Source organism: Serratia sp. CY38905, assembly GCF_052168875.1.
Classification (GTDB): domain Bacteria; phylum Pseudomonadota; class Gammaproteobacteria; order Enterobacterales; family Enterobacteriaceae; genus Serratia; species Serratia sarumanii.
In genome coordinates this window covers 198,622-223,751 of record NZ_JBJNLV010000004.1, presented here as the reverse complement: position 1 = coordinate 223,751, position 25,130 = coordinate 198,622, and the positions used below count along the sequence as shown (strand labels likewise).

Genomic DNA, 25,130 nt, shown 5'->3' with positions numbered 1-25,130 from the left:
TGTAGACCCGCGGCAGTGGGGTGATAAGATGGACAATATCTAACGGAGTATTCGTTTAAGGTGAACAATGGAATTCAAACAGCTGCAGGACATGGCGCTGTTCGCGCTGGTGGCGGAGTGCGGCAGCTTCACCGCCGCCGCGCAGCGCGTCGGGTTGCCGAAATCCAGCGTCAGCCAGCGCATCAGCCAGCTCGAACAGACGCTGGGGCTGCGCTTGCTCAATCGCACCACGCGCCAGCTGAACCTGACCTTCGCCGGTGAGCGCTATCTGGAACATTGTCAGGCGATGATGTCCGCCGCGGAACGCGCCGATCTGGCGTTGCAGCGGCTGCGCGATAACCCGAGCGGCCGCCTGCGCATTTCAACGCCCGCCGGGCTGGGGGCGACCCTGGTGGCGCGGCTGGCGGCGGATTTTCAGCGCCAATACCCGGACGTTTCGCTGGAGGTGTCGGTGTCCGACGCCATGGTGGATCTGGTGCAGGAAGGCTTCGACGCCGCGCTGCGCACCGGCAAGCCGCAGGATTCTTCGCTGATCGGTCGCCGTCTCGGGTATGCGCCGCGCTATCTGTTGGCCGCGCCGTCCTATCTGGCGCAGCATCCGCCGATCGAACACCCGCAGCAACTGCAACAGCATCGCTGCATTGCCCACCGCGCCTGGACGGCCTGGAACCTGCGCTGCGGCGACGACTACTACCGTTGGCAGCTGCCGCTGGCGCACACCACCGACAACCTGCTGTATGCGCGTGAATGCGCTATCGCCGGCGCGGGGATCACGCTGTTGCCGGCGTTTCTCAGCCGCGAGGTGGTGGCGCAGAAGCTGTTGGTGGAAGTCTTGCCGGCGTGGCGCGCGGAGGGCAACGAGCTGTATCTGGTTTACCCGAGCCGCAAGCTGAACTCCCCGGCGCTGGCCTGCTTCATCGATGTGGTGCTGCAGCATCCGGCGTTCGACGACTACGCCCGCGAGCTGCCGCGGGAATAAGAACCAAGGAAGCCCAGGCCGCTCCTGGGTTAAACAAGATATTACGTCACTTGCACGATGCGTTTTCCTGTGTTCTCCCCCGCCAGCAGGCCAACCAAGGCCGCGGGCAGCAGCTCAAAACCGGCGATCAGATCTTCGATGACCGCTAATTTCTCCTCCGCGACCCAGGCCGTGAGCGCCGTCAGCGCCTGTTCTTGTCGGTGAAGGAAGTCGGCCAACAGGAACCCCCGCATCGTCAAGCTGTTGACGATCAGCAAACCGGGGATCCCGGCCGGCGCGGCCGGTGGGGAGGCCGTATCATACTGCGACACCGCGCCGCAGCAAACAATGCGCCCCTGTTTCGCCATGTGCGGCAGGCAGGCCGCCAAAATATCGCCGCCGACGTTGTCGAACAGCACGTCAATGCCGTTGGGGCACGAGCGGCGCAGGCCGTCATGCAGATTCCCCGCCTTATAATCTATCGCCGCGTCGAAACCCAGCCTGTCCGTCAGCAGAGCCGTTTTGGCGGCGCCGCCGGCAATGCCCACCGTGCGGCAGCCGTGGAGCCGGGCGATTTGTCCGGCGAACATGCCTACCGCCCCCGCGGCGGCGGAAATGACGACGGTTTCACCGGCCTTGGGGCGTCCGCATTCCAGCAGGCCGAAGTAAGCGGTGAGTCCGGGCACGCCGTAAACGCTGAGCAAGTGCGTATGCGGAACGATGTCCGGCTGTTTGAGCGCCTCAGCCGCCAGCAGGGCCGTGAAGGTTTGCCAGCCGGTTTCCGCCAACACGATATCGCCGGCGGCCAGCAGGGGAGAGCGCGACGTGACGACTTCGGCCAGCGTCGTCGCGGCCATGATGTCTCCTGGCTGCAATCCGGAACGATAGGTGACGCCCTGCATCCAGGCTCTGCTGGCCGCATCCAAAGGCACGTAAAGCGTGCGCAACAGAACCTCTCCGGGGCCGGGGATCGGCATCGGGGTCTCGCGAGTCTGAAAACAATCGACGGTCAGCTTTCCCTGTGGGAGTTTGCCGAGGATGATTTGGCGATTCTGCATAGGGGGCTCCTGTTTAAATCTTGCCGAAGATGTCGATGCCGGTGAGTTGCGCCGACAACTCCCACAGGCGTTGGGCCTGTTCAGGATCGACGGCGTAGCTTTTTACGCCGCTGAAGGAAAGGCCCTCGTCATCGTTGCGCCGGGCGATATCGCAGTCTTCGCAATACAATCCGCCAAGGCCATTGAGTTGAGGCGATGTCGCCGCCCACACCTGGGTTGCCGCACCCTGTTGCGGCGTTTTCAGCATTTCCGGGTGTGCGGGTTTGCCGTTGGCGTCGATCCAGTCCAATGCGAGCATCTCTTCCTGCGAGAGGTAACGCTGCAGTGGCGTGGGGATCATGCCGGGATGCAGCGTGAAGGCGCGTACACCGGCGGCTCGTCCTCGTTTGTCGAGGTGCACGGCGAATAACGCATTAGCGGTTTTCGACTGGCCGTAGGCCCGCCACTTGTCATAGCCGCTGTGAAACTGCACGTCATTCCAGCGTATGGCGCTGGCATGGTGGCCGGAAGAGGAGATGACGACAACGCGGGCGCCGCCCGCCAATGCCGGCCAGAGGTGGTTCACCAGCGCGTAATGCCCCAGGTGGTTGATCGCGAATTGAGCCTCCCAGCCTGGACCGATGCGGGTTTCAGGACAGGCCATGATGCCGGCGCCGCAGATCACCATATCGAGGTGGGCGCCGGTCGCCAGAAGATGTTGCGCGAACTCTCTGATGTTGTTCAGATCGGCCAAATCAAGCTCATAAATGTCGACGTTGCTGATACCGGCGAGGGCCAGACGTGTGCGGGCGATGACGGGATCGCGGGCGGCGACGATCACCTGTGCTCCCGCCTGCGTCAATGCGCGAGTCGTTTCCAACCCCAGGCCGGAATGGCCGCCGGTGACCAGCGCCGTCATGCCGGCCAGTTGACGATCTTTGAGCACGTCGGCGGCGGTGGCGGTGGCGTTGAAGCCAGAGCCGATGGGCGTTTGTTTATTCATTGGGGATTCCTCGCTGTGGTTGGCTGTGACACAGGGAGTGTAAATCGGCGCTATCCTGCGGATGAATGCAACAAAAACCTAATTTCTGTCGCCATCGTCCTAAAGCCTTCGACCAGCGCATCGCGCGGGTTATGCTCTTGCAAGATCTTTATGGGGAGAGGATATGGATCCTTTATCGGAAGTGCTGGCGCCACTGAACAGCCAGAATGCGTTTTTCGGCGGCCTGAAGGCCGGCGGCGACTGGGCCGTTCATTTTCCCGCTCCGCAAGGCGGGAAGTTCAACGCGGTGGTGCGCGGCGGCTGTTGGTTGGCGGCGGAAGGGCTGGCAGAACCGCTGTGGCTGGCGGCCGGCGACTGTTTACTGCTGACTCGCAGCCTGCCGCTGACCGTCGGCAGCGACTTGTCTCTTCCGGCGCTCGACGCCGACGCGCTTTATCTGCAGGCGCAAAACGGCGTGGCGCGCTGCGGCGAGGGGGAAACGTGCCTGTTTATCGGCGGCCGTTTTAGCTTTGGCGAGGAGGTGGAGCGGCTGTTCGGCAGCCTGCCCGCGTTGATGGTGATCCGCGGGGGCACGGAAGAGGCAGCCGTGCTGCAATGGGCGCTGCAGCGGCTGGCGGATGAGCTGGTGAGGCCTTCGCCGGGCAGTACGTTGATGGCGCATCATCTGGGGCAAATCATGTTGACCCAGGCGCTGCGGATTTACCTGATGGGGGAGGAGAGTGCGGCGTCCGGCTGGCTACCCGCTTTGTTCGATCCGCGCATCGGCGCCGCGATGCAGGCGGTACATGCCGATCCGGCCCGGCGCTGGACGGTGGCGGCGTTGGCCGACGCGGCGAGCGTTTCCCGTTCGACGTTGGCGCTGCGCTTCAAGCAGAAAGCCGGCATGGCGCCGCTCGAGTACGTGTCGCGCTGGCGCATGCTGCTGGCGGCGCGGGCGCTGCGTACCGGCGGCGAACCGATCTCCGCTATCGCGCAGCGTTTGGGGTACGATTCCGACAGCGCTTTCAGCCACGCGTTCAAACGCGTGATGGCGTGCTCACCGCGCGACTATCGCCGGGCGCAGGCGTAAAAAAGGCGCCGCATGCGGCGCCTCGGGCATTACTTGGCGATCTTCTTGTACTTGATGCGGTGCGGTTCGAGCGCGTCGGCGCCCAGCGTACGCTTCTTGTACTCTTCGTACTCGGTGAAGTTGCCTTCGAAGAATTCCACCTTGCCTTCATCCTGGTAGTCCAGAATGTGGGTGGCGATACGGTCGAGGAACCAACGGTCGTGCGAGATCACCATGGCGCAGCCAGGGAATTCCAGCAGGGCGTTTTCCAGCGCGCGCAGGGTTTCGATATCCAGGTCGTTGGTCGGTTCATCGAGCAGCAGCACGTTGCCGCCAACCTGCAGCAGCTTGGCCAGGTGCAGACGGCCACGCTCACCGCCGGACAGCTCGCCCACGCGTTTGCCCTGATCGACGCCCTTGAAGTTGAAGCGGCCGACATAGGCGCGGCTCGGCATCTCGGTGTTGCCGATGCGCATGATGTCCTGCCCGCCGGAGACTTCTTCCCACACGGTTTTCGAACCGTCCATGCTGTCGCGGAACTGATCGACGGAGGCCAGCTTGACGGTGTCGCCCAGCACGATGCTGCCGGAATCCGGCTGTTCCTGGCCGGACATCATGCGGAACAGCGTGGATTTACCCGCGCCGTTCGGGCCGATGATGCCGACGATTGCCCCTTTCGGCACCGAGAACGACAGGTCGTCGATCAGCAGGCGGTCACCGTAGGACTTGCGCAGGTTGCTGACTTCGACCACTTTGTCGCCCAGGCGTGCGCCAGGTGGAATGAACAGTTCGTTGGTTTCGTTACGTTTCTGGTATTCGGTGTTGTTCAGCTCTTCGAAGCGGGCCAAACGGGCCTTGCCTTTGGACTGACGGCCTTTGGCGCCCTGACGCACCCACTCCAGCTCTTTCTCGATCGACTTGCGGCGAGCGGCTTCGGCGGACGCTTCCTGCGCCAGACGCGCGTCTTTCTGCTCCAGCCAGGAAGAGTAGTTGCCTTCCCATGGAATGCCCTCGCCGCGGTCCAGTTCGAGGATCCAGCCGGCCACGTTATCCAGGAAGTAACGGTCGTGGGTGATCGCCACCACGGTGCCTTCGAAGTCGTGCAGGAAGCGTTCCAGCCAGGCCACGGACTCGGCGTCCAGGTGGTTGGTCGGTTCGTCTAGCAGCAGCATGTCCGGCTTTTCGAGCAGCAGGCGGCACAGCGCGACGCGGCGGCGTTCACCCCCGGACAGGTGGGCGATTTTGGCGTCCCAGTCCGGCAGGCGCAGCGCGTCGGCGGCGCGTTCCAGCTGGGCGTTGAGGTTGTGACCGTCGTGCGCCTGAATGATCTCTTCCAGGCGGCCCTGTTCGGCGGCCAGCTTGTCGAAGTCTGCGCCTTCTTCGGCGTACAGCGCGTACACTTCGTCCAGGCGCTTCAGCGCGCCGACCACTTCCGCCAGCGCTTCTTCCACCGACTCACGCACGGTGTGTTCGAGGTTAAGCTGCGGCTCCTGCGGCAGGTAACCGATCTTGATGCCCGGCTGCGGGCGCGCTTCCCCTTCGATATCGGTATCGATGCCGGCCATGATGCGCAGCAGGGTGGACTTACCGGCGCCGTTCAGACCCAGTACGCCGATTTTGGCCCCGGGGAAGAAGCTCAGGGAGATGTTTTTCAAAATATGACGCTTCGGCGGTACCACCTTGCCGACGCGGTGCATGGTATAGACGTATTGAGCCACGTTGCTCTAAGCCTCTCTATATCAGTATTTATAGGATGTCTGGCGGCATGAGTGTAGCCCGTTTCGATCTCGGATCCCAGACATCGCTCAGCGATCGCTAAGTATAACCGTTTATGCGCCGATAAAGGCGCATATTGGTGGCTTATGGCGTGACGACGATCGCGACGCGGCGGTTTTCCGCGCGGCCGCTGGAGGTGCGGTTGTCGGCAACGGGATCGCGTTTGCCCATGCCGCGGGTTTCGATATTGGCGCGCGGAATGCCGACGCTGGCCAGCAGATCGGCCACCGCATCGGCGCGGCGCAGAGAGAGCTGGTCGTTATAGCTGTCTTCACCGTAGTTGTCGGTATGACCGTCCAGGCGGAACTTGGTGATGCCGACGCTCAGCAGCGCGCGGCCCATCTTCTGCACCGTCTCGGTGCTTTCCGGGTTCAGCTTGCCGATGTTGTTGCCGAATAGCACTTTATCCGACAGGCCGAACTCCCAGCCGTTATCGGTCAGCTTGAAGCCCTGCGATTGCAGCAGCGCGATCTGCTCGGGCGTCAGGCCCTGCGGTTTGCTCTGGCAGCCGGCGAGCGCCAGCAGGGCGACGAACACCATCGTCAGCAGTGAAAAACGACCTTTAAACAGTTGCTGTATCATAGTCAAAATCCCTAGTTCAAGTGTTATAGCCGGGGCTCTTATTTATGTATAGCCAGCCGCCAGCCTCCGTTATAACGATGCTTTGCCTGATACATCGCATCGTCAGCTTCGTGCAAAAGACCCTGAGGCGTCGACGCGTGATCAGGGTACAGCGCAATACCGATACTCAGAGAGGTAATGACCGCCTCGTCGTTCGGCAAAATGACCGGTTGCGTCATGCAATCGATGATGTTGTCAGCGATCTGCAGGACATCTTCCGTGCCGTGTACCGGCGCCAGCAGCACGGCGAATTCATCCCCGCCCAGACGCGCGACCAGATCGGTCTCGCGCAGCTGCGCGCGAATGCGCCCGGCAATGGTGGTCAGCACCGCATCGCCTGCGGCGTGGCCGTAACTGTCGTTCACCTCCTTGAAGCGATCGCCGTCGATAAACAGCACCGCCAATTTCGCCGGCGGTTCGATATCGCCCAGCGCCCGGCTCAGCCGCCCTTCGAAGAAGGCGCGGTTCGGCAAGCCGGTCAGGCTGTCGTGCGTCGCCCGGTGAGCCAGCGAGTCGTTCTCCTGCTTCAGATGGGCCTGCCAGGCCTCCAGCTCGTCGAGCAAGCCGTTGAAATCGTTGCTGAGCTCATGCAGCTCGGCGATCGGCGCCGACGGCACCCGCAGGCCGAAGGTGCGATCGCGGCGCACCGCGTGCGCCACGTTGGCGATGTCGTCCAGCGAACTGACGATGCCGACCAGCATACGGCGCGACAACACCAGAGCGCACAGGGTGCTGAGCACCATGCAGGCGATCATGCCGACCAGGCCGCGCAACAGGAAACGCAACAGGCTGCCGCCGTTGCCGCTCAACCAGACCTGGCCAACCTGTTTGCCCCCGTGAGAAATAGGCAGGATGACCGGCTCGGGCAGCGCCCAGTGCGCAACCATCTGCTCCAGACCGTGCAGCGGGCTGTCGGAGGGATGGCGCCAGCTGGCCAGCATCTTGCCTTTATTATCCAGAATGCGCGCCTCCAGGATCTCTTCGTTGGAGGCGATCAGCATCAGCGCCTCACGCGCGGCGACGCCGTCTTCAAACACCACGGCGGCCTCGACGGTATAGCTGATGGAGCGCGCGATCAGGTGCAGGTTGTGGTCGGCATAGGCGCGCAGCGCAAACAGCGCCACCAGCGTCAAAAAGATGCCGGCGGTGCCGACGGCGATCAGCGCCAGCCCAAGATGCACCCGCTGCAGCACTCGGCCCAGCGTCGGGCGCGCATTGCCGGCGCGGTTTCTGTGCAACAGCCTCATAGCGGCGGCGCCTGTTTGCGTGCCAGCTGCAGCACGTTGGGGTGAACGCGCACGCCGCTGCGCGCCAGAGCATCCAGGTTGACCTTGAAACTGGCCTGGTCCCCATCGATCTGCAGGCAAAATGCGCTGCCGGCGGAGCATTCGCTATCGTTCTCGCTGATGCTGAGAATGGAGTTGCCGGAAATGCGCTGCATGAAATTTTGTCTCTGCGCGGCGGTGATGTTCCCTAAGTAGATGACATCGCAGCCGGTACTCAGCGTTGGGCTGTCGAACGGCACACGCTCGGCTTTAATCGGACGCGGGGCGCTCAGCAGGATCGGATCGAACAGCCCTTCGGCATACTGGGTGGGTGCGGTCACGCACAAGCGGATTGGATTGGGTTCACGCGACCAGCGGGCGTAGCTGATGATGCCTACCACCACGGTCGTCACGGCGTGCGTGCGTTTTTGATAGGGATCATCAGCGGCGCGCGCAGGCCCGGACAACGTCAGCAGCACCAACAACACGATCAGCAGCAGGCGACCGATATTCAGACGTGCGCCAAGGAAGCCCGGCACGGGGCTTTTTGCGCAACGCATCGCTATCGCGGTCTTATTCGCCATCTTCACCCGCCATTCCGGCCTGATCCACCGCCCGCAGGCCGTGGCCTGACAAGGAAAAGTTCGGCCCGCTTGAAGGGACAATCGTTTTGCTGAAAGCTGTCAGTCGCACTGCCTAATGAACACTATCTCACCCATAATTGGCGCGGATTGTATTATAAGATGTCTTCGTTGGGCGCTTTATGTGCTGTTTTCTCGGAATTATCCTACTTATTTTTGATAGTATAAAAATGCCTACCCGGGTTTGCCACCGCTTTTCTGCAAAGTTGGCGCGTTTGGCCAGCTGTCAGGCGATTTGCGCAACGGTGGCGTCATCTCACAAATGCAATAATGTCATAGCTAATAATTAAAAATTATTTTACTTCTCTTATAAATGCCGGGGTGGCTAATAAAAATCCGGTGGCTGGAAATATCCCGTCGGCCTGATTTGTCAGCCAAAGTAAACGTTTTTTACCTGGCTCCCGTCATGGCGATACACTTCTTCTTCTACAGTATTGAATGGATGAGCGATTGCGCTGTCTATGGTAGATATCTGCGTCCGGGCCGTGCGCCCGGCTTTATTTTGTCCCGCTGTGCCGTGGCGCGGCGGTCACCGGGGAGCTGGGCGGCTCCTGCGGTCCAACCAGTGAGGAAAGAGCGAGGATGGTCAAGGTGGACAAGCGACGGCTGTTGGCAATGGGCCTGTGCCTGACGGCGTTTTCAGGCGCGGCGCTGGCGGATTCTCTGGATGCGCAACGTCAGCGCTACCAGCAGATCAAACAGGCATGGGACGGCAATCAGATGGGCGTGGTGGCGCAGCTGATGCCGACGCTGCGCGATTATCCGCTTTATCCTTACCTGGAATACCGCGAGCTGACACAGGATCTGAGCCAGGCGGGGTTCTCCGAGGTGAACGACTTTATCAAACGCAACCCGACGCTGCCGCCGGCGAAATCACTGGCCCCGCGCTTCGTCAATGAGCTGGCGCGGCGCGAAGACTGGCGCACCCTGTTGGCCTTCAGCCCGCAGCCGCCCAAACCGGTGGCGGCGCGCTGCAATTATTACTACGCCAAGTGGGCCACCGGCGATCAGCAGGCGGCCTGGAGCGGCGCCGACGAACTGTGGCTGAACGGCAAAACGCTGCCGGGCGCCTGCGATCGGCTGTTCAGCGTCTGGCGCGGCGCAGGCAAGCAGACGCCGCTGGATATTCTGGCGCGCATGAAGCTGGCGTTGAAGGAGGGCAACAGTTCGCTGGTCAGCAACCTCTACAGCCAGCTGCCGGCCGACTACCAAACCATGGGCAACGCCCTGGTGCGCTTGCAAAACGATCCGACCACCGTGGAAGCCTTCGCCCGCAGCGTGGGGCCGACCGACTTTACCCGCGCCGCCACCGGCATCGCCTTTGAACGCCTGGCGCGGCAGGATGTGGAAAACGCGCGGGCGATGATCCCGACGCTCGCGCGGCTGCAGAAAATGAGCGACGACGAGCGGCTGGGGCTGGAAGAGGCGGTGGCCTGGCGCCTGATGGGCAGCGATGCCACCTATGAACAGGCGCAGTGGCGCGATCGGGTGATTCTGCGCAGCCGTTCGCCTTCGCTGCTGGAGCGCCGGGTGCGCATGGCGTTGGGCAACGGCGATCGGCAGGGCGTGGCGACCTGGCTGGCCCGCCTGCCGGAGGCGTCGCGCAACAAGGATGAGTGGCGCTACTGGCGCGCCAGTCAGTTGATGGACGAAGGCAAACGCGCCGAAGGCGAGGAGATATTGCGTAACCTGATGACCGAACGCGGCTTCTATCCGATGGCGGCGGCGCAGAAGCTGAACGCCACTTATCCGGTGATGGTGGCGGTGGCGGCCAAGCCGCGCGCGTCGCTGGTCGACGGGCCGGAGGTTGCCCGGGTGCGCGAGCTGATGTACTGGAACATGGACAACCTGGCCCGCAGCGAGTGGGGCTCCTACGTCGCCAGCCGCAGCCGACCGGAACAAGAGGCGCTGGCGCGCTACGCCTTTGAGCAAAAATGGGCCGATCTGAGCGTGCAGGCGACCATCGTCGGCAAGCTGTGGGATCATCTGGAGGAGCGCTTCCCGGTCGCCTGGCCGCAGGAGTTCCGCCGCGCCACCGATGACAAGGGGATCACCACCAGCTACGCGATGGCGATAGCGCGCCAGGAGAGCGCCTGGAATCCGAAGGCGCAGTCGCCGGTTGGCGCTTCCGGCCTGATGCAGGTGATGCCGCGCACCGCGCAGCATACGGTGCAGATGTTCAATATTCCCGGCTACGTCGGCCCGAGCCAGCTGTTCGATCCGCAGACCAACATCACCATCGGCACCAGCTATCTGGAGTCGGTCTATCAGCAGTTCGGCCGCAACCGCATCCTGTCGAGCGCCGCCTATAACGCCGGCCCGTCACGGGTGAACACCTGGCTGGGCAACAGCGCGGGGCGTATCGATCCGGTGGCGTTCATCGAAAGCATTCCGTTCTCGGAAACCCGCGGCTACGTCAAGAATGTGCTGGCCTACGATGCGTTTTACCGTTATCTGACGCACCGGCCGGCCAAGGTGTTGACCGACGCCGAGTGGCAGAGACGTTATTGATTTTGACGGCCCTATGGTATGCTGCTGTACTAGTTAAATAGTATGGTGGCTGCCATGACGCAATTATCGTTAAACGACCCCGCTCTTTCAGAACAAGGCAATGAGGATTGGCTGCGCTTCGTCGCGCTGCTGCAGAATTCGTTTGCGCAAGAGCTGCATCAACCGCTGCTGCAGCTGATGCTGACGCCGGACGAGCGCACCGCGCTGGGCACCCGGGTGCGGATCATTCAGGAACTGATGCGCGGCGAGATGAGCCAGCGCGAGCTGAAAAATGAACTGGGCGCGGGGATCGCCACCATCACCCGCGGCTCGAACAGCCTGAAAGCGGCTTCACCCGAGCTGAAACAGTGGCTTGAGCAGCAGCTGTTGCACGACGCGCCCTAGCGGGCTCGGTGCTATTGCTGATAGATGGCGTTGTGAAACGGCACCAGCGCCAGCAGCAGCGCCTGGTGGTAAACGCTGGTGCGGCTCAGCCGGCCGTCGGTGAAGACGCCGATGGCGCCGCCCTGGCGCTTCACCTCGGCATTGCCGGTGATCGCCGCCATTTCGCTGCCCAATTCGCGACCGGCGCGAATACCTTGTAAGATGACTTCCGGCAGCATCAGGCTCGCCGAGCGGGATTCGCCGCGGATGTGCGGGTTCTCGATGGTCATCCAGGCGAAGGTCATATTCTCTTCAATCCCGGCTTCCACGCCGACCCAAAAATCGGCCTCGGGCCTGACCTGGCGCGCTTCCATGACGCGTTGACGCGAGCCGGTGCGGGTTTCGTGGTTGCCTATCGGCTGCAGCGAGACGCCGCTGGCGACGTCAACGGATTCAATGCGGTATTGGTTCGCGCCAAAGACGTCATCGAAGGCCAGTTGAATAGCCTTGATCTTTGCCGGGTTGGTAGTTGCAGCGACAACATGGTACATAACGGGTTTGATATCCTTCTGGCCGATACGCCGGGCAGCGGCAAAAGCGCCGCCGGGCCGGGGATAAACGCAAATTTCACGCAGTATAACGGAAAACAAAAATGTTACAGGTATACCTCGTTCGCCATGGCGAAACGGAATGGAACGCGGCTCGCCGCATCCAGGGTCAGTCCGACAGCCCGTTAACCGCCATGGGTGAACACCAGGCCCGTCTGGTCGCCAGGCGCGTCAGTAAGGAAGGCATTACGCACATCATTACCAGCGATCTGGGGCGCACGCGCCGCACCGCGCAGATCATCGCCGAAGCCTGTGGCTGCGAAGTGATAGGCGATCCGCGTTTGCGTGAGCTGCACATGGGGGTTCTGGAAGAACGCCTGATCGACAGTTTGACGCCGCAGGAAGAGCAGTGGCGCAAACAGATGGTCGATGGTACTCCTGACGGCCGTATCCCTCAAGGCGAATCCATGGAGGAACTGGGCGAGCGCATGCGCGCCGCGCTGGAGAGCTGCCTGATGCTGCCGGAAGGCAGCAAGCCGCTGCTCGTCAGCCATGGCATCGCGTTGGGGTGTTTGATCAGTACGGTGCTGGGGTTGCCGGCCTATGCGGAACGCCGTTTGCGCTTGCGCAACTGTTCACTGTCGCGCGTCGATCACCAGCAGAGCCCGTGGCTGGCTTCCGGCTGGATCGTGGAGACCGCGGGCGATGTCACGCATCTGGACATGCCCGCGTTGGACGAACTGCAGCGTTAACGCCGAATCGGGATCAGGTAGTCGCACTTGATCTCGATAGGCGCCTGATGCGGACGGCGCTCGCCTTTCGGGTAGAAGCGTTCGATGTCGTGCCCTTTGCGGCGCGTCAGCTGGAGCGCCGGCAGGCAGGTGCCGTAGACCGTCAGAATAAAGTCTTGCAGGCCCTCAGTGGGCCCTTCGTAGCTGAACATCGCAAACTCACCGCCCGGCAACACCAGCGGCTGGCCTTCCTGCGCCTTGTCAGGCACCTGATCCGGCTCCAGCGCCGTGGTGTACAGCACTTCCTGTTCGTCGTCCTTCTCCTGGCTCGGCCGCGAGTGGTGCAGCCCGTACAGTACCGGCGGCAGGGTTTCGACGTCACCGAGGAACTGGCGCCAGAACTGCGAGCGCAGCTCGGTGCGCACGGTGGTGATCTGTTCCAGCGTACAGGAGTAGCTTTGGGTCAGGCCGACCAGGCGCTTGTCCGGCAGCGAGACGAATTCCGGCTGCGGCAGGGTGAAAGCCCCCAGACGGATCGGCGGGCAGATGCCGAATGCGTTCCAGTCCTCGGCGCGGCGGTACAGCGCCGGCGTTTGCGCAAACTGTTTTTTGAAGGCGCGGGTGAAGGTCTGCTGCGAGTCGAAGCGATACTGCAGGGCGATATCCAAAATCGGCCGGCTGGTCAAACGCAGCGCGACGGCGGCTTTGGACAGCCTCCTTGCCCGGATGTAAGCACCGATGGCGTTACCGGTAATATCTTTGAACATCCGTTGCAGGTGCCATTTGGAGTAGCCGGCCTTGGCCGCCACGTTATCCAGCGACAAGGGTTGGTCCAAATGGCTTTCCAGCCAGCTAAGCAGATCACGAATGATACCGGCTTGATCCATAGATCTTCCTCGTAAAGCTTGGGGGTAGGAACCCGAACTGTTGATTCGTCACGCTGGTGCTGCGCTATCAGACCGATCCATGAGCCATTATGCGTTGCACTCTTTGCCTCTGCTGCGCTTGCCGCGCCAGAGTTGGATTGGGGTACACCGTAGTGGGCGCAAAGAAATAACGACGCCGCATCATAGCAATTTTTTTACTCCGCGACTCTCAAAGATTTTTGTCACGCTCTGTGCTAAAACGGACGGTGCGGACCCGTAAAAAACCGATTCCGTGAGCTTAGACATAAATAATGGCGATCGCCGAACCTATTTTTGCGGCAAGGTTATATCGGAGTTAAGTAAATGAAAAAAGGCTGGATATTTTTATTCGGTTTGGTTTGCGCAACCGTTGGCAGCGCGCAGGCGGAGCAGGTGGGCTCCGTTGATACCGTGTTTAAATTGTTGGGGCCGGACCACAAAATCGTGGTGGAAGCATTCGACGATCCGGATGTTAAAAATGTAACTTGTTATATCAGCCGCGCCAAAACCGGCGGCATCAAAGGTGGTCTGGGGCTGGCGGAAGACACCGCCGACGCGGCCATTTCCTGCCAGCAGGTGGGTCCTATCGAGCTGAGCGACAAGATCAAAAACGGCAAGTCGGAAGGCGAGGTGGTATTCCAGAAACGCACCTCGCTGGTGTTCAAGAAGCTGCAGGTGGTGCGCTTCTACGACGCCAAGCGCAATTCGCTGATTTACCTGAGCTACTCCGACAAGGTGATCGACGGTTCGCCGAAGAACGCGCTGAGCGCGGTGCCGATCATGCCGTGGGCTGAGACGAAATAAAAAAACGGGGTTCAGCATGCTGAACCCCGTTTTCATGACGGCAGGCCGGAATTACTCTTCCAGATCGCCGCAGAAGCGGTAGCCTTCGCCGTGAATGGTGGCGATGATTTCCGGCGTGTCCGGCGTCGATTCGAAGTGTTTGCGAATGCGACGGATGGTGACGTCCACGGTGCGGTCATGCGGCTTCAGCTCGCGGCCGGTCATTTTCTTCAGCAGTTCGCCGCGGGACTGGATCTTGCCCGGGTTTTCGCAGAAGTGCAGCATGGCGCGGAATTCGCTGCGCGGCAGCTTGTACTGTTCGCCGGCCGGGCTGATCAGCGAGCGGCTGTTGATGTCCAGCTCCCAACCGTTGAACTTGTAGCTCTCGACCAGGCGGCGCTCTTCGCCGAGGCTGCCCAGGTTCATGGTGCGCGACAGCAGGTTGCGCGCGCGGATGGTCAGCTCACGCGGGTTGAACGGCTTGGTGATGTAATCGTCGGCGCCGATTTCCAGGCCGAGGATTTTGTCCACTTCGTTATCGCGACCGGTCAGGAACATCAAGGCGACGCTGGCCTGTTCACGCAGTTCGCGCGCCAACAGCAGGCCGTTTTTGCCTGGCAGGTTGATGTCCATGATGACCAGATTGATATCATTTTCAGACAGGATATTGTGCATCTCTGCACCATCATTGGCTTCATGAACAATGTAGCCTTCCGCCTCGAAAATGCTCTTCAGGGTGTTACGAGTGACTAACTCGTCTTCGACAATCAGAATGTGCGGGGTCTGCATATTTGCTACCTAAAATTGCCAACAAAATAGAAAATAGGAAGTACAGAAGTCTTTGTTTTCTTAGAGGAGGGCAGAGATAGCGCCACGTTCCCTCTCAGCAAATGACTAAAGTACGTAAACTCGTTCTTGATGCACTTTCCATCTCATGTCAACAAGATCGCTAGCCTGGTGGGGATGCTGTTCCCTACAACCCCTGGGGTGCCAAATTGGCGCATATCCTAACCCCATTAACAGCAATATAACAGCGCGTGCCGAATTCATCACCCAACAAAACTACGCTTTGTTGACATATATCAAATTCAATTGTAGCACGTTAACAGATTTGTGAAAAACACTTACAGAAATGCCAGTTTAAGTCACAGAACCTCAAATTCTGTGAACGATTCAGCATTATCCGGCCCGATAGGATACAATTATTCGCTTATTGATCATCGCCTTGTTTTAACTCATTGATAAATAAATGCAGTAAAACATAAGCACGAATAATGACTATTACGACGGGTTTATTAGCTCAACGAGCCGTTTAATCTTGTTTGTTGCTATTAACGCGTTTATTGTTACGCAATTGTAAATATAAGCGGGTGCTGCGCCACCGTCAAAAGCGCAGGCCTGCCTTCGGTGGAAGAGTGATGCAGCTTCATATTGTTTTAGTGGCTCCGGCGCGGCCGGAAAATGTCGGCGCGGCGGCGCGCGCGATGAAAACCATGGGCTTCACGTCGTTGCGCATCGTCGACAGCGAGGCGCACCTGCAGCCGGCGGCGCGCTGGGTGGCGCACGGAGCCGGCGAGATCCTCGACGGCGTGCAAACGTTCGCCACGCTGGAACTGGCGCTGGCGGACGTGGATTTCACCGTCGCCACCACCGCCCGCAGCCGCGCGCGTTTTCACTATTACTGCACGCCGCCCGAGCTGCTGGAACAGCTGAGCGAGCGCAAGCAGTGGGTCGGCCAGGCCGCGCTGGTGTTCGGCCGCGAAGATTCCGGCCTGACCAACGAAGAGCTGGCGCTGGCGGATTTGCTGACCGGCGTGCCGATGCAGGCGGACTATCCGTCGCTTAACCTGGGCCAGGCGGTGATGGTTTACTGCTACCAGCTGGCGAGCCTGATGGGCGTCAGCACGCCGCAGGAAACGGCGGCGTCGGAAGGGCAGCTCAAGGCGCTGCGCCGCCGCGCCGATGCCTTGTTGAACGCATTGGATGTCGGCGATGACCAAAAATTGCGCGACTGGCTGCACCAGCGGCTCGGCGCGCTGCAACAGCGCGATACGGCGATGTTGCATACGCTGCTGCACGACATCGAAAAAAAACTCGCCAAGTGATAGCGGCTCCATCAGACGGTTACCCAGCGTGATCCACTGGTAAATCGGCTTTAAGTTGTTTTTTTGTTCTGTCGTTTTGCTTTTCACCTGTTGCATCGCGCATTACCGTCGCTGAACGGAAAATAAGCAAAAAAAAGAAATCGTTTGACTTGGGATAGCGATTGCTTTAACCAATAGAGGGGACAGAGTATTTCATGAGACAGACAGACAACATGCGCAACATCAGCCTGAAAACCACAATTATTACCACCACCGATACCACAGGTAACGGGGCGGGCTGACGCGCACAGGAAACACAGAAAAAAGCCCGCACCTAATCAGTGCGGGCTTTTTTTTCGGCTTAAATTCGGAGAGATCACACATGCGAGTGCTGAAATTTGGCGGAACCTCGGTGGCGAATGCAGAACGTTTTCTGCGCGTTGCCGACATCATGGAGAGTAATGCGCGTCAGGGACAGGTAGCCACGGTCTTGTCCGCCCCTGCAAAGATCACCAACCATCTGGTGGCGATGATCGACAAAACGGTGGCGGGCCAGGACATTCTGCCGAATATCAGCGACGCCGAGCGGATCTTTGCCGATCTGCTGAGCGGCCTGGCGCAGGCGCTGCCGGGCTTTGAATACGATCGCTTGAAAGGCGTGGTCGATCAGGAGTTCGCGCAGCTCAAACAGGTGCTGCACGGCGTTTCGCTGCTGGGGCAGTGCCCGGACAGCGTAAACGCGGCGATCATCTGCCGCGGCGAAAAGCTCTCCATCGCCATCATGGAAGGGGTGTTCCGCGCCAAGGGCTACCCGGTCACGGTGATCAACCCGGTGGAGAAACTGCTGGCGCAGGGCCACTACCTGGAGTCCACCGTGGACATCGCCGAGTCCACGCTGCGCATCGCCGCGGCGGCGATCCCGGCCGACCACATCGTGCTGATGGCCGGTTTCACCGCCGGTAACGACAAGGGTGAACTGGTGGTGTTGGGCCGCAACGGCTCCGATTATTCCGCCGCGGTGCTGGCCGCCTGCCTGCGCGCCGACTGTTGCGAGATCTGGACCGACGTCGACGGCGTGTATACCTGCGATCCGCGCACCGTACCGGACGCCAGGCTGCTGAAGTCGATGTCGTACCAGGAGGCGATGGAGCTCTCCTATTTCGGCGCCAAAGTGCTGCATCCTCGCACCATCACGCCGATTGCCCAGTTCCAAATCCCTTGCCTGATTAAAAACACCTCCAACCCGCAGGCCCCCGGCACGTTGATCGGCAAAGACAGCACCGATGACGCGATGCCGGTGAAAGGCATCACCAACCTGAACAACATGGCGATGATCAACGTCTCCGGCCCGGGCATGAAAGGCATGGTCGGCATGGCCGCGCGGGTGTTCGCCGTGATGTCGCGCGCCGGAATTTCGGTGGTGCTGATCACCCAATCCTCTTCCGAATACAGCATCAGCTTCTGCGTGCCGCAGGGCGAACTGCTGCGCGCGCGCCGCGCGCTGGAGGAGGAGTTCTATCTGGAGTTGAAAGACGGCGTGCTGGATCCGCTGGACGTGATGGAACGCCTGGCGATCATCTCGGTAGTCGGCGACGGTATGCGTACCCTACGCGGCATCTCCGCGCGCTTCTTCTCCGCGCTGGCGCGCGCCAACATCAATATCGTCGCCATCGCCCAGGGCTCTTCCGAGCGTTCAATCTCGGTGGTGGTCAGCAATGAATCCGCCACCACCGGCGTGCGCGTCAGTCACCAGATGCTGTTCAACACCGATCAGGTGATCGAAGTGTTCGTCATCGGCGTCGGCGGCGTCGGCGGAGCGCTGATCGAGCAGATCTACCGCCAGCAGCCGTGGCTGAAGCAAAAGCATATCGACCTGCGGGTGTGCGGCATCGCCAATTCACGCGTGATGCTGACCAACGTACACGGCATCGCGCTGGACAGCTGGCGCGACGAGCTGGCCGGCGCGCAGGAGCCGTTCAATCTCGGCCGCCTGATCCGCCTGGTGAAGGAGTATCACCTGCTGAACCCGGTGATCGTCGACTGCACTTCCAGCCAGGCGGTGGCCGATCAGTATGTGGACTTCCTGGCGGACGGTTTCCACGTGGTGACGCCGAACAAAAAGGCCAACACCTCGTCGATGAACTATTATCAGCAACTGCGCGCGGCCGCCGCCGGTTCGCACCGCAAGTTTCTCTACGACACCAACGTCGGCGCCGGTTTGCCGGTGATTGAGAACCTGCAAAACCTGCTGAACGCCGGCGATGAGCTGGTGCGCTTCTCCGGCATCCTGTCCGGCTCGCTGTCCTTTATCTTCGGCAAGCTGGATGAAGGGCTGTCGCTGTCGGCGGCGACCCTGCAGGCCCGGGCCAACGGCTACACCGAGCCGGATCCGCGCGACGATCTGTCCGGTATGGACGTGGCGCGCAAGCTGCTGATCCTGGCGCGCGAGGCCGGTTACAAGCTGGAGCTGAGCGATATCGAGGTCGAGTCGGTGCTGCCGCCGTCCTTCGACGCGTCGGGCGACGTGGATCAGTTCCTGGCGCGCCTGCCGGAGCTGGATAAAGAGTTCGCGCGCAACGTGGCCAACGCCGCCGAGCAAGGCAAGGTGCTGCGCTATGTCGGCCTGATCGACGAAGGCCGCTGCAAGGTGCGCATCGAGGCGGTGGACGGCAACGATCCGTTGTATAAAGTGAAGAACGGCGAGAACGCGCTGGCCTTCTACAGCCGCTACTATCAGCCGCTGCCGCTGGTGCTGCGCGGCTACGGCGCCGGTAACGATGTGACCGCAGCGGGCGTGTTCGCCGATCTGCTGCGCACACTGTCATGGAAGTTGGGAGTTTAATATGGTTAAGGTGTATGCACCGGCCTCGATCGGTAACGTCAGCGTCGGTTTCGATGTGCTGGGCGCGGCGGTTTCGCCGATCGACGGCACGCTGCTGGGCGACTGCGTCAGCGTAGAAGCCGCCGAGACGTTCAGTTTGCAGAATGCCGGGCGCTTCGTCAGCAAGCTGCCGGCCGAGCCGAAAGAGAACATCGTTTATCAATGCTGGGAGCGCTTCTGCCAGGAGATCGGCCGCGAAGTGCCGGTGGCGATGCGGTTGGAAAAGAACATGCCGATCGGATCGGGGCTGGGCTCCAGCGCCTGTTCGGTGGTGGCCGGGCTGATGGCGATGAACGAATTCTGCGATCGGCCGCTGGATGAGACGACGCTGCTCGGCCTGATGGGCGAGCTGGAAGGCCGCATTTCCGGCAGCGTGCATTACGATAACGTGGCGCCTTGCTACCTTGGCGGCCTGCAGCTGATGCTGGAAGAAGAAGGCATCATCAGCCAGGAGGTGCCGTGCTTCGACGATTGGCTGTGGGTCATGGCCTATCCGGGCATCAAGGTCTCCACCGCCGAAGCGCGCGCCATTTTACCCGCGCAATACCGTCGCCAGGATTGCATCAGCCACGGCCGCTATCTGGCCGGCTTTATCCATGCCTGCCACACCCGGCAGCCGCAGCTGGCCGCCAAATTGATGCAGGACGTGATCGCCGAACCGTACCGCACCCGGCTGCTGCCGGGCTTCGCCGAAGCGCGCAAGGCGGCGCAGGACATCGGCGCGCTGGCCTGCGGCATCTCCGGCTCCGGCCCGACGCTGTTCGCCGTCTGCAACGACGGCGCCACCGCGCAGCGCATGGCCGCCTGGCTGCAACAACACTATCTGCAAAACGACGAAGGTTTTGTTCATATTTGCCGTCTGGATACCGCAGGCGCTCGACTACTGGGATAACGCATGAAACTGTACAACCTTAAGGATCACAACGAGCAGGTCAGCTTCGCGCAGGCGATCAAACAAGGCCTGGGCAAGCAGCAGGGGCTGTTCTTCCCGCTGGAGCTGCCGGAGTTCGAACTGACCGAGATCGACCAACTGCTGGAGCAGGACTTTGTCACCCGCAGCAGCCGTATTCTGTCGGCCTTTATCGGCGAAGAGGTACCGGAAGCGGCGCTGAAGAAGCGCGTGCAGGCCGCTTTTGAGTTCCCGGCGCCGGTGGCGAAAGTGACCGAAGACGTCTCCTGCCTGGAGCTGTTCCACGGCCCGACGCTGGCGTTCAAAGACTTCGGCGGCCGCTTTATGGCGCAGATGCTGGCGGAAGTGGCCGGCGATCAGCCGGTGACCATTTTGACCGCCACCTCCGGCGACACCGGCGCCGCCGTGGCGCACGCCTTCTACGGCCTGAAAAACGTCCGGGTGGTGATCCTCTATCCGCAGGGCAAAATCAGCCCGCTGCAGGAGAAGCTGTTCTGTACCCTGGGCGGCAACATTCACACCGTAGCGATCGACGGCGACTTCGATGCTTGCCAGGCGCTGGTGAAGCAGGCGTTCGACGATCGGGAATTGAAGGACGCGCTGCACCTGAACTCGGCTAACTCGATCAACATCAGCCGCTTGCTGGCGCAGATCTGCTACTACTTCGAAGCGGTGGCGCAGCTGCCGCAGGAAGCGCGCAATCAGCTGGTGATTTCGGTGCCGAGCGGCAACTTCGGCGATCTGACCGCCGGGCTGCTGGCCAAGTCGCTGGGCCTGCCGGTGAAGCGCTTTATTGCCGCCACCAACGCCAACGACACCGTGCCGCGCTTCCTGACCAGTGGCCAGTGGCAGCCGCACGCCACGGTCGCGACGCTGTCCAACGCCATGGACGTCAGCCAGCCGAACAACTGGCCGCGCGTGGAAGAGCTGTTCCGTCGTAAGGTCTGGCAGCTGAAAGAGCTGGGCCACGCGGCGGTCAGCGATGAGACCACCAAGGAAACGATGCGTGAACTGGCCGAGCTGGGTTATATCTCCGAACCGCACGCGGCCATTGCCTATCGCGCGCTGCGCGATAGGCTGCAGGAAGGGGAGTTCGGTCTGTTCCTCGGCACGGCGCACCCGGCCAAGTTTAAAGAGAGCGTGGAAGCGATCCTCGGCCAGGAGCTGCCGTTGCCGAAAGCGCTGGCGCTGCGGGCCGATCTGCCGCTGCTGTCGCACACGCTGCCGGCCGGCTTTGCCGAGCTGCGCAAGTTCCTGATGGCGCTGCCGGCCTGAGGTTCGGCAGGCTAGAATGCGAAAAGCCGTCTTGCGACGGCTTTTTTTATGCCTGCTCCGGGCGTTTGAACACCAGTTCATTGCCCTGCGAGGCGGCTTCGTCGAAGGCGTAGCCTTCCAGGTTGAAGTCCACCAACTGCTCGCTGCGCGTCAGGCGATTTTTGATGATAAAGCGGCTCATCAACCCGCGCGCTTTCTTGGCGTAGAAGCTGATGACCTTGTACTTGCCGTTCTTCTCGTCGAGGAACACCGGTTTGATCAGCGCGCCGTGCAGTTTGGCCGGCTTCACCGCCTTGAAATACTCGTCGGACGCCAGGTTGACCGCCACGTCGTCGCCCTGCTGCTCCAGCGCTTCGTTGAGTTTTTGGGTGATTTTATCGCCCCAGAAGCTGTACAGGTCTTTGCCTTTCGGGTTTTCAAGCCTGATGCCCATCTCCAGCCGGTACGGCATCATCAGATCGAGCGGGCGCAGCACGCCATACAGGCCGGACAGCATGCGCAGATGCTGCTGGGCGAAGTCGAAATCGGCTTCGCTGAAATCCTGCGCCTGCAGGCCGGTGTAAACGTCGCCCTTGAACGCCAGCAGCGCCTGACGGGCATTGTCTGGGGTAAATTTCGGCTGCCACTCGCTAAAGCGCGCGGCGTTCAGCCCGGCCAGCTTGTCGCTGATGCTCATCAGGCTGGCGATTTGCGCCGGTGTCAGCTCGCGGCAAATTTTGATCAGCTGTTTCGACTTGTCCAGCATTTCGGGCTGCGTGAAGCGTTCTGTCGCCAGCGGGCTGTCGTAATCGAGCGTTTTTGCAGGGGAAATAATAACGAGCATGGCCAGATCCTGTTTATCCAAGTGCGGATACTGTAGCAAAAAGCGCGGGAAAAAGGGGCAATCGGTCCAATAGGCAGGGGCGCGCACCGCACGCGCCCCGGAAAACTCAGCGCGGCGGCTTTTGGTCGTCCCACACGCCCGGCTCCAGCTGCGACTTCAGCTCCGGATAACGGTTGGCGTCAAAGGTCGGCAGCTTGCCCAGACGGCGTTGGCGATGGTAGTCATCGGCCAGCTTAAGCGCCACCCGCGACAGCAACAGGATGGCCGTCAGGTTGGTGATGGCCATCAGCGCCATGGAGGTATCCGCCATTTTCCACACCAGCGGCAGCTCCGCCAGCGCGCCGAACATCACCATGCCCAACGCCACGCAGCGGAAAATCAGCAGGCCGCCCGGATGGTTGTGCTCGAGGAACACCAGGTTGCTCTCGGCATAGGCGTAGTTGGCGATGATCGAGGTGAAGGCGAAGAAGAAAATGGCGATGGCGACGAACGGCGCCCCCCAGCTGCCGACGGCGGTCGACAGCGCGCGCTGGGTCAGATCGATGCCGCTGATGCTGTCGGTCGGCTGATCGAGAATGCCGGAGGAGAGGATGATCGCCGCGGTGGCGCTGCAGATGACGATGGTATCGATAAACACCCCGAGCATTTGCACATAGCCCTGTGAGGCCGGATGCGGCGGATAAGGTGAAGCGGACGCCGCCGCGTTGGGCGCCGAGCCCATGCCGGCTTCGTTGGAGAACAGGCCGCGCTGCACGCCCTGGGTCATCGCTTGGGAAATGCCGTAACCGACGGCGCCGGCCGCGGCTTCCTGCAGGCCGAAGGCGCTTTTGAAGATCAGCGTCAGGATCGCCGGCATGTGTTCGATGTTATGGCCAATCACCCAGAGGGCCAGCAACAGGTAGGCGCCGGCCATCAGCGGCACCACCAGCTCGGCCACTTTGGCGATGGAGCGGATGCCGCCGAAGATCACCACGCCGCTCAGCAGCACCAGGCCGATGCCGACGTGCAGCGGCTGCAAATGGAAGGCGACGGCGGAGGCCTGCGCGATGGAGTTGGCCTGCACGGCGTTGAACACCAGGCCGAAAGCGATGATCAGGAAGATCGAGAACAGCACGCCCATCCAGCGCATGCCGAGGCCCTTTTCCATGTAGTAGGCCGGGCCGCCGCGGTAGTTGCCGTTATCGTCTTTGGTTTTGTAGAGCTGCGCCAGCGAGCTTTCCACAAATGAGGTGGCCATGCCGATAAACGCCACCACCCACATCCAGAAGATGGCGCCGGGGCCGCCGGCGGTCAGGGCGATGGCGACGCCGGTCAGGTTGCCGGTGCCGACGCGCGCCGCCAGCGTGGTGCACAGCGCCTGGAAAGAGGAGATGCCGGCGCTGTCGCTCTTATTGCTGTTTTTCAACACCGAGAACATGTGGCTGAAGTGGCGGAGCTGGATAAAGCGGGTGCGCAACGTGAAGTAGATGCCGGTGCCGAGCAGCAGATAAATCAGCACCGACCCCCACAAAATGTTGTTTATAAAATTCATCAGGTCCGTCAAGGGATCCCTCCTTTTATCGAAATTTAATGCGCACCTTGCAGCATCCACCGCAGGTGAAAAACATTGGCCTATTTTTTACAAGAGCTTAGCTGGAATCTGTCCGGCGTCAGTCGATTAAGATTTTTCGCAGATTAGCGGACGAATTGCATCAATTTTTTCGAATTTAACATAATTTATTCGGACAATAGCACGTTATTGCCTTTCCATCCGCTCGGTAATGGCGAAAGATATCGGCGTAAACGGTTGCTCGCCCAAGGATAAAACAGATGCCTGCGCGCCGCGGTTTTCCAGCCTTGCACCGGGCTTGGCGCATGTTATTATCAGGGCAGGGCATGGTTGAACAATGCCAAAAGTTCATGCACAAACGATGAGATAATGCCAACATGACCGACAAATTAACTTCCCTGCGCCAGCTGACCACGGTGGTTGCAGATACGGGTGATATCGCGGCAATGAAGCTGTATCAACCGCAGGACGCCACAACCAACCCTTCGCTGATCCTCAATGCAGCCCAAATTCCTGAATACCGTAAACTGATTGACGAAGCCATCGCCTGGGCGCGCGGCCAGAGCAGCGATCGTGAGCAGCAGATCGCCGACGCCGCCGACAAGCTGGCGGTCAATATCGGTCTGGAAATCCTCAAACTGGTTCCGGGCCGCATCTCCACCGAAGTGGATGCACGTCTGTCTTACGACACCGATGCCAGCGTGGCCAAGGCCAAGCGCCTGATCAAGCTGTACAACGAAGCCGGCATTAGCAACGATCGCATTCTGATCAAACTGGCCTCGACCTGGCAGGGCATCCGCGCGGCGGAGCAGCTGGAGAAAGAAGGCATCAACTGTAACCTGACGCTGCTGTTCTCCTTCGCTCAGGCTCGCGCCTGTGCCGAAGCCGGCGTTTACCTGATCTCGCCGTTCGTCGGCCGTATCCTCGACTGGTACAAAGCCAACGGCGACAAGAAAGAGTTCGCCCCGCATGAAGATCCGGGCGTGATCTCCGTGACCGAGATTTACCAGTACTACAAACAGCACGGTTACAACACCGTGGTGATGGGCGCCAGCTTCCGTAACGTCGGCGAAATCATCGAACTGGCCGGCTGCGACCGTCTGACCATCGCCCCTGCGCTGCTGAAAGAGCTGGCGGAGAGCGAAGGCGCGCTGGAGCGCAAACTGTCTTACACCGGTGAAGTGAAGGCGCGTCCTGCCGCACTGACCGAACCTGAGTTCTACTGGCAGCACAACCAGGATCCGATGGCGGTTGAGAAACTGACCGACGGCATCCGCAAGTTCGCCGTAGACCAGGGCAAACTGGAAAAAATGATCGCCGACCTGCTGTAATTCCGGCAGATCGCGCAGTAAAAAGGTGGCTCAGGCCACCTTTTTTTATGCCCGACGCACCCGCCGGCGGGGGAAGCCCTTATACTC

General features: G+C 60.8%; 23 protein-coding genes and 1 other annotated feature. Of the genes, 12 read left to right on the top strand and 11 right to left on the bottom strand.

Annotated features, from left to right (window positions below; translation table 11 throughout):
- Positions 1-67 precede the first annotated feature (67 nt).
- A complete protein-coding gene (locus ACJ8MK_RS12335) occupies positions 68-979 on the top strand; it encodes a LysR family transcriptional regulator (RefSeq protein WP_033637033.1) in 912 nt (303 codons plus the stop codon).
- A 41-nt stretch (positions 980-1,020) separates the two neighbouring features.
- On the opposite strand, the gene ACJ8MK_RS12330 is transcribed toward ACJ8MK_RS12335, so the two are convergent.
- A complete protein-coding gene (locus ACJ8MK_RS12330) occupies positions 1,021-2,016 on the bottom strand; it encodes an NADP-dependent oxidoreductase (protein ID WP_103829913.1) in 996 nt (331 codons plus the stop codon).
- A gap of 13 nt (positions 2,017-2,029) precedes the next feature.
- Positions 2,030-2,998, bottom strand: a complete 969-nt coding sequence (locus tag ACJ8MK_RS12325) for an SDR family NAD(P)-dependent oxidoreductase (RefSeq protein WP_103829914.1) — start codon at positions 2,996-2,998, stop codon at positions 2,030-2,032.
- Positions 2,999-3,161: 163 nt separating this feature from the next.
- Here ACJ8MK_RS12325 and ACJ8MK_RS12320 point away from each other — a divergent pair, with 163 nt between their 5' ends.
- Positions 3,162-4,067 (top strand): AraC family transcriptional regulator, encoded by a 906-nt coding sequence (locus tag ACJ8MK_RS12320; RefSeq protein ID WP_047569381.1) that lies wholly within the window; start codon positions 3,162-3,164, stop codon positions 4,065-4,067.
- Positions 4,068-4,096: 29 nt separating this feature from the next.
- Here ACJ8MK_RS12320 and ettA read toward each other — a convergent pair whose 3' ends face one another.
- The 4 genes from ettA to ACJ8MK_RS12300 form a co-directional block, all read right to left on the bottom strand.
- Positions 4,097-5,764: an energy-dependent translational throttle protein EttA gene (gene ettA, locus ACJ8MK_RS12315; protein WP_025159620.1), complete on the bottom strand. Its 1,668-nt coding sequence runs from the start codon at positions 5,762-5,764 to the stop codon at positions 4,097-4,099.
- A gap of 142 nt (positions 5,765-5,906) precedes the next feature.
- Entirely contained in the window at positions 5,907-6,404 is a 498-nt protein-coding gene (locus tag ACJ8MK_RS12310) for an OmpA family protein (RefSeq protein ID WP_033649136.1), read from the bottom strand.
- Between the two features lie 38 nt (positions 6,405-6,442).
- Positions 6,443-7,690 (bottom strand): diguanylate cyclase domain-containing protein, encoded by a 1,248-nt coding sequence (locus ACJ8MK_RS12305; protein WP_033637037.1) that lies wholly within the window; start codon positions 7,688-7,690, stop codon positions 6,443-6,445.
- Entirely contained in the window at positions 7,687-8,298 is a 612-nt protein-coding gene (locus tag ACJ8MK_RS12300) for a YfiR family protein (RefSeq protein ID WP_369783288.1), read from the bottom strand. Before ACJ8MK_RS12300 ends, ACJ8MK_RS12305 begins: the two co-directional genes overlap by 4 nt.
- Before the next feature lie 633 nt (positions 8,299-8,931).
- Here ACJ8MK_RS12300 and sltY point away from each other — a divergent pair.
- Together sltY and trpR are read left to right on the top strand one after the other, a co-directional pair.
- Complete coding sequence (gene sltY, locus ACJ8MK_RS12295) at positions 8,932-10,860, top strand: murein transglycosylase (RefSeq protein ID WP_033637039.1); 1,929 nt, start codon at positions 8,932-8,934, stop codon at positions 10,858-10,860.
- A 54-nt stretch (positions 10,861-10,914) separates the two neighbouring features.
- The gene (gene trpR / locus ACJ8MK_RS12290) at positions 10,915-11,244 is read left to right on the top strand and encodes a trp operon repressor (RefSeq protein ID WP_004933017.1); all 330 of its coding nucleotides are present in this window, start codon (positions 10,915-10,917) and stop codon (positions 11,242-11,244) included.
- A gap of 11 nt (positions 11,245-11,255) precedes the next feature.
- Here the strand turns inward: trpR and yjjX are convergent, their stop codons facing one another.
- Positions 11,256-11,774: an inosine/xanthosine triphosphatase gene (gene yjjX / locus ACJ8MK_RS12285; RefSeq protein ID WP_033637040.1), complete on the bottom strand. Its 519-nt coding sequence runs from the start codon at positions 11,772-11,774 to the stop codon at positions 11,256-11,258.
- Positions 11,775-11,875: 101 nt separating this feature from the next.
- Here yjjX and gpmB point away from each other — a divergent pair, with 101 nt between their 5' ends.
- Complete coding sequence (gene gpmB / locus ACJ8MK_RS12280; RefSeq protein WP_025305227.1) at positions 11,876-12,523, top strand: 2,3-diphosphoglycerate-dependent phosphoglycerate mutase GpmB; 648 nt, start codon at positions 11,876-11,878, stop codon at positions 12,521-12,523.
- On the opposite strand, the gene robA is transcribed toward gpmB, so the two are convergent.
- Positions 12,520-13,389, bottom strand: a complete 870-nt coding sequence (robA, locus tag ACJ8MK_RS12275; RefSeq protein ID WP_033637041.1) for an MDR efflux pump AcrAB transcriptional activator RobA — start codon at positions 13,387-13,389, stop codon at positions 12,520-12,522. The two genes, gpmB and robA, sit on opposite strands and share 4 nt — an antisense overlap.
- Positions 13,390-13,731: 342 nt before the next feature.
- On the opposite strand from robA, the gene creA reads away from it, so the two are divergent.
- Complete coding sequence (gene creA, locus ACJ8MK_RS12270) at positions 13,732-14,211, top strand: protein CreA (RefSeq protein WP_033637043.1); 480 nt, start codon at positions 13,732-13,734, stop codon at positions 14,209-14,211.
- A 51-nt stretch (positions 14,212-14,262) separates the two neighbouring features.
- On the opposite strand, the gene arcA is transcribed toward creA, so the two are convergent.
- A complete protein-coding gene (arcA, locus tag ACJ8MK_RS12265; RefSeq protein ID WP_004933003.1) occupies positions 14,263-14,979 on the bottom strand; it encodes a two-component system response regulator ArcA in 717 nt (238 codons plus the stop codon).
- Positions 14,980-15,608: 629 nt separating this feature from the next.
- Between arcA and ACJ8MK_RS12260 the strand changes: the two genes are divergently transcribed.
- From ACJ8MK_RS12260 to thrC, 5 genes are all read left to right on the top strand, one after another.
- Positions 15,609-16,295, top strand: a complete 687-nt coding sequence (locus ACJ8MK_RS12260) for a tRNA/rRNA methyltransferase (protein ID WP_033652888.1) — start codon at positions 15,609-15,611, stop codon at positions 16,293-16,295.
- 194 nt (positions 16,296-16,489) lie between these two features.
- The gene (gene thrL, locus ACJ8MK_RS12255) at positions 16,490-16,576 is read left to right on the top strand and encodes a thr operon leader peptide (protein ID WP_071525951.1); all 87 of its coding nucleotides are present in this window, start codon (positions 16,490-16,492) and stop codon (positions 16,574-16,576) included.
- Positions 16,515-16,632 (top strand) — a sequence feature (Thr leader region). Its footprint overlaps the gene before it by 62 nt.
- A 24-nt stretch (positions 16,633-16,656) precedes the next feature.
- Positions 16,657-19,116: a bifunctional aspartate kinase/homoserine dehydrogenase I gene (gene thrA / locus ACJ8MK_RS12250; RefSeq protein ID WP_033649141.1), complete on the top strand. Its 2,460-nt coding sequence runs from the start codon at positions 16,657-16,659 to the stop codon at positions 19,114-19,116.
- A 1-nt stretch (position 19,117) separates the two neighbouring features.
- Positions 19,118-20,047, top strand: a complete 930-nt coding sequence (gene thrB / locus ACJ8MK_RS12245) for a homoserine kinase (protein WP_047569370.1) — start codon at positions 19,118-19,120, stop codon at positions 20,045-20,047.
- Positions 20,048-20,050: 3 nt separating this feature from the next.
- Positions 20,051-21,340, top strand: coding sequence for a threonine synthase (gene thrC / locus ACJ8MK_RS12240; RefSeq protein WP_033649143.1), 1,290 nt, complete (start codon positions 20,051-20,053; stop codon positions 21,338-21,340).
- Positions 21,341-21,386: 46 nt separating this feature from the next.
- Here the strand turns inward: thrC and yaaA are convergent, their stop codons facing one another.
- Positions 21,387-22,163 carry a peroxide stress protein YaaA gene (yaaA, locus tag ACJ8MK_RS12235; protein ID WP_033652891.1) on the bottom strand — a complete coding sequence of 259 codons (777 nt, stop codon included), beginning with the start codon at positions 22,161-22,163 and terminating at the stop codon, positions 21,387-21,389.
- 106 nt (positions 22,164-22,269) lie between these two features.
- The gene (locus ACJ8MK_RS12230; protein ID WP_033637048.1) at positions 22,270-23,706 is read right to left on the bottom strand and encodes an alanine/glycine:cation symporter family protein; all 1,437 of its coding nucleotides are present in this window, start codon (positions 23,704-23,706) and stop codon (positions 22,270-22,272) included.
- A gap of 383 nt (positions 23,707-24,089) precedes the next feature.
- On the opposite strand from ACJ8MK_RS12230, the gene tal reads away from it, so the two are divergent.
- Positions 24,090-25,043 (top strand): transaldolase, encoded by a 954-nt coding sequence (gene tal, locus ACJ8MK_RS12225; protein WP_033637049.1) that lies wholly within the window; start codon positions 24,090-24,092, stop codon positions 25,041-25,043.
- Positions 25,044-25,130: the final 87 nt, after the last annotated feature.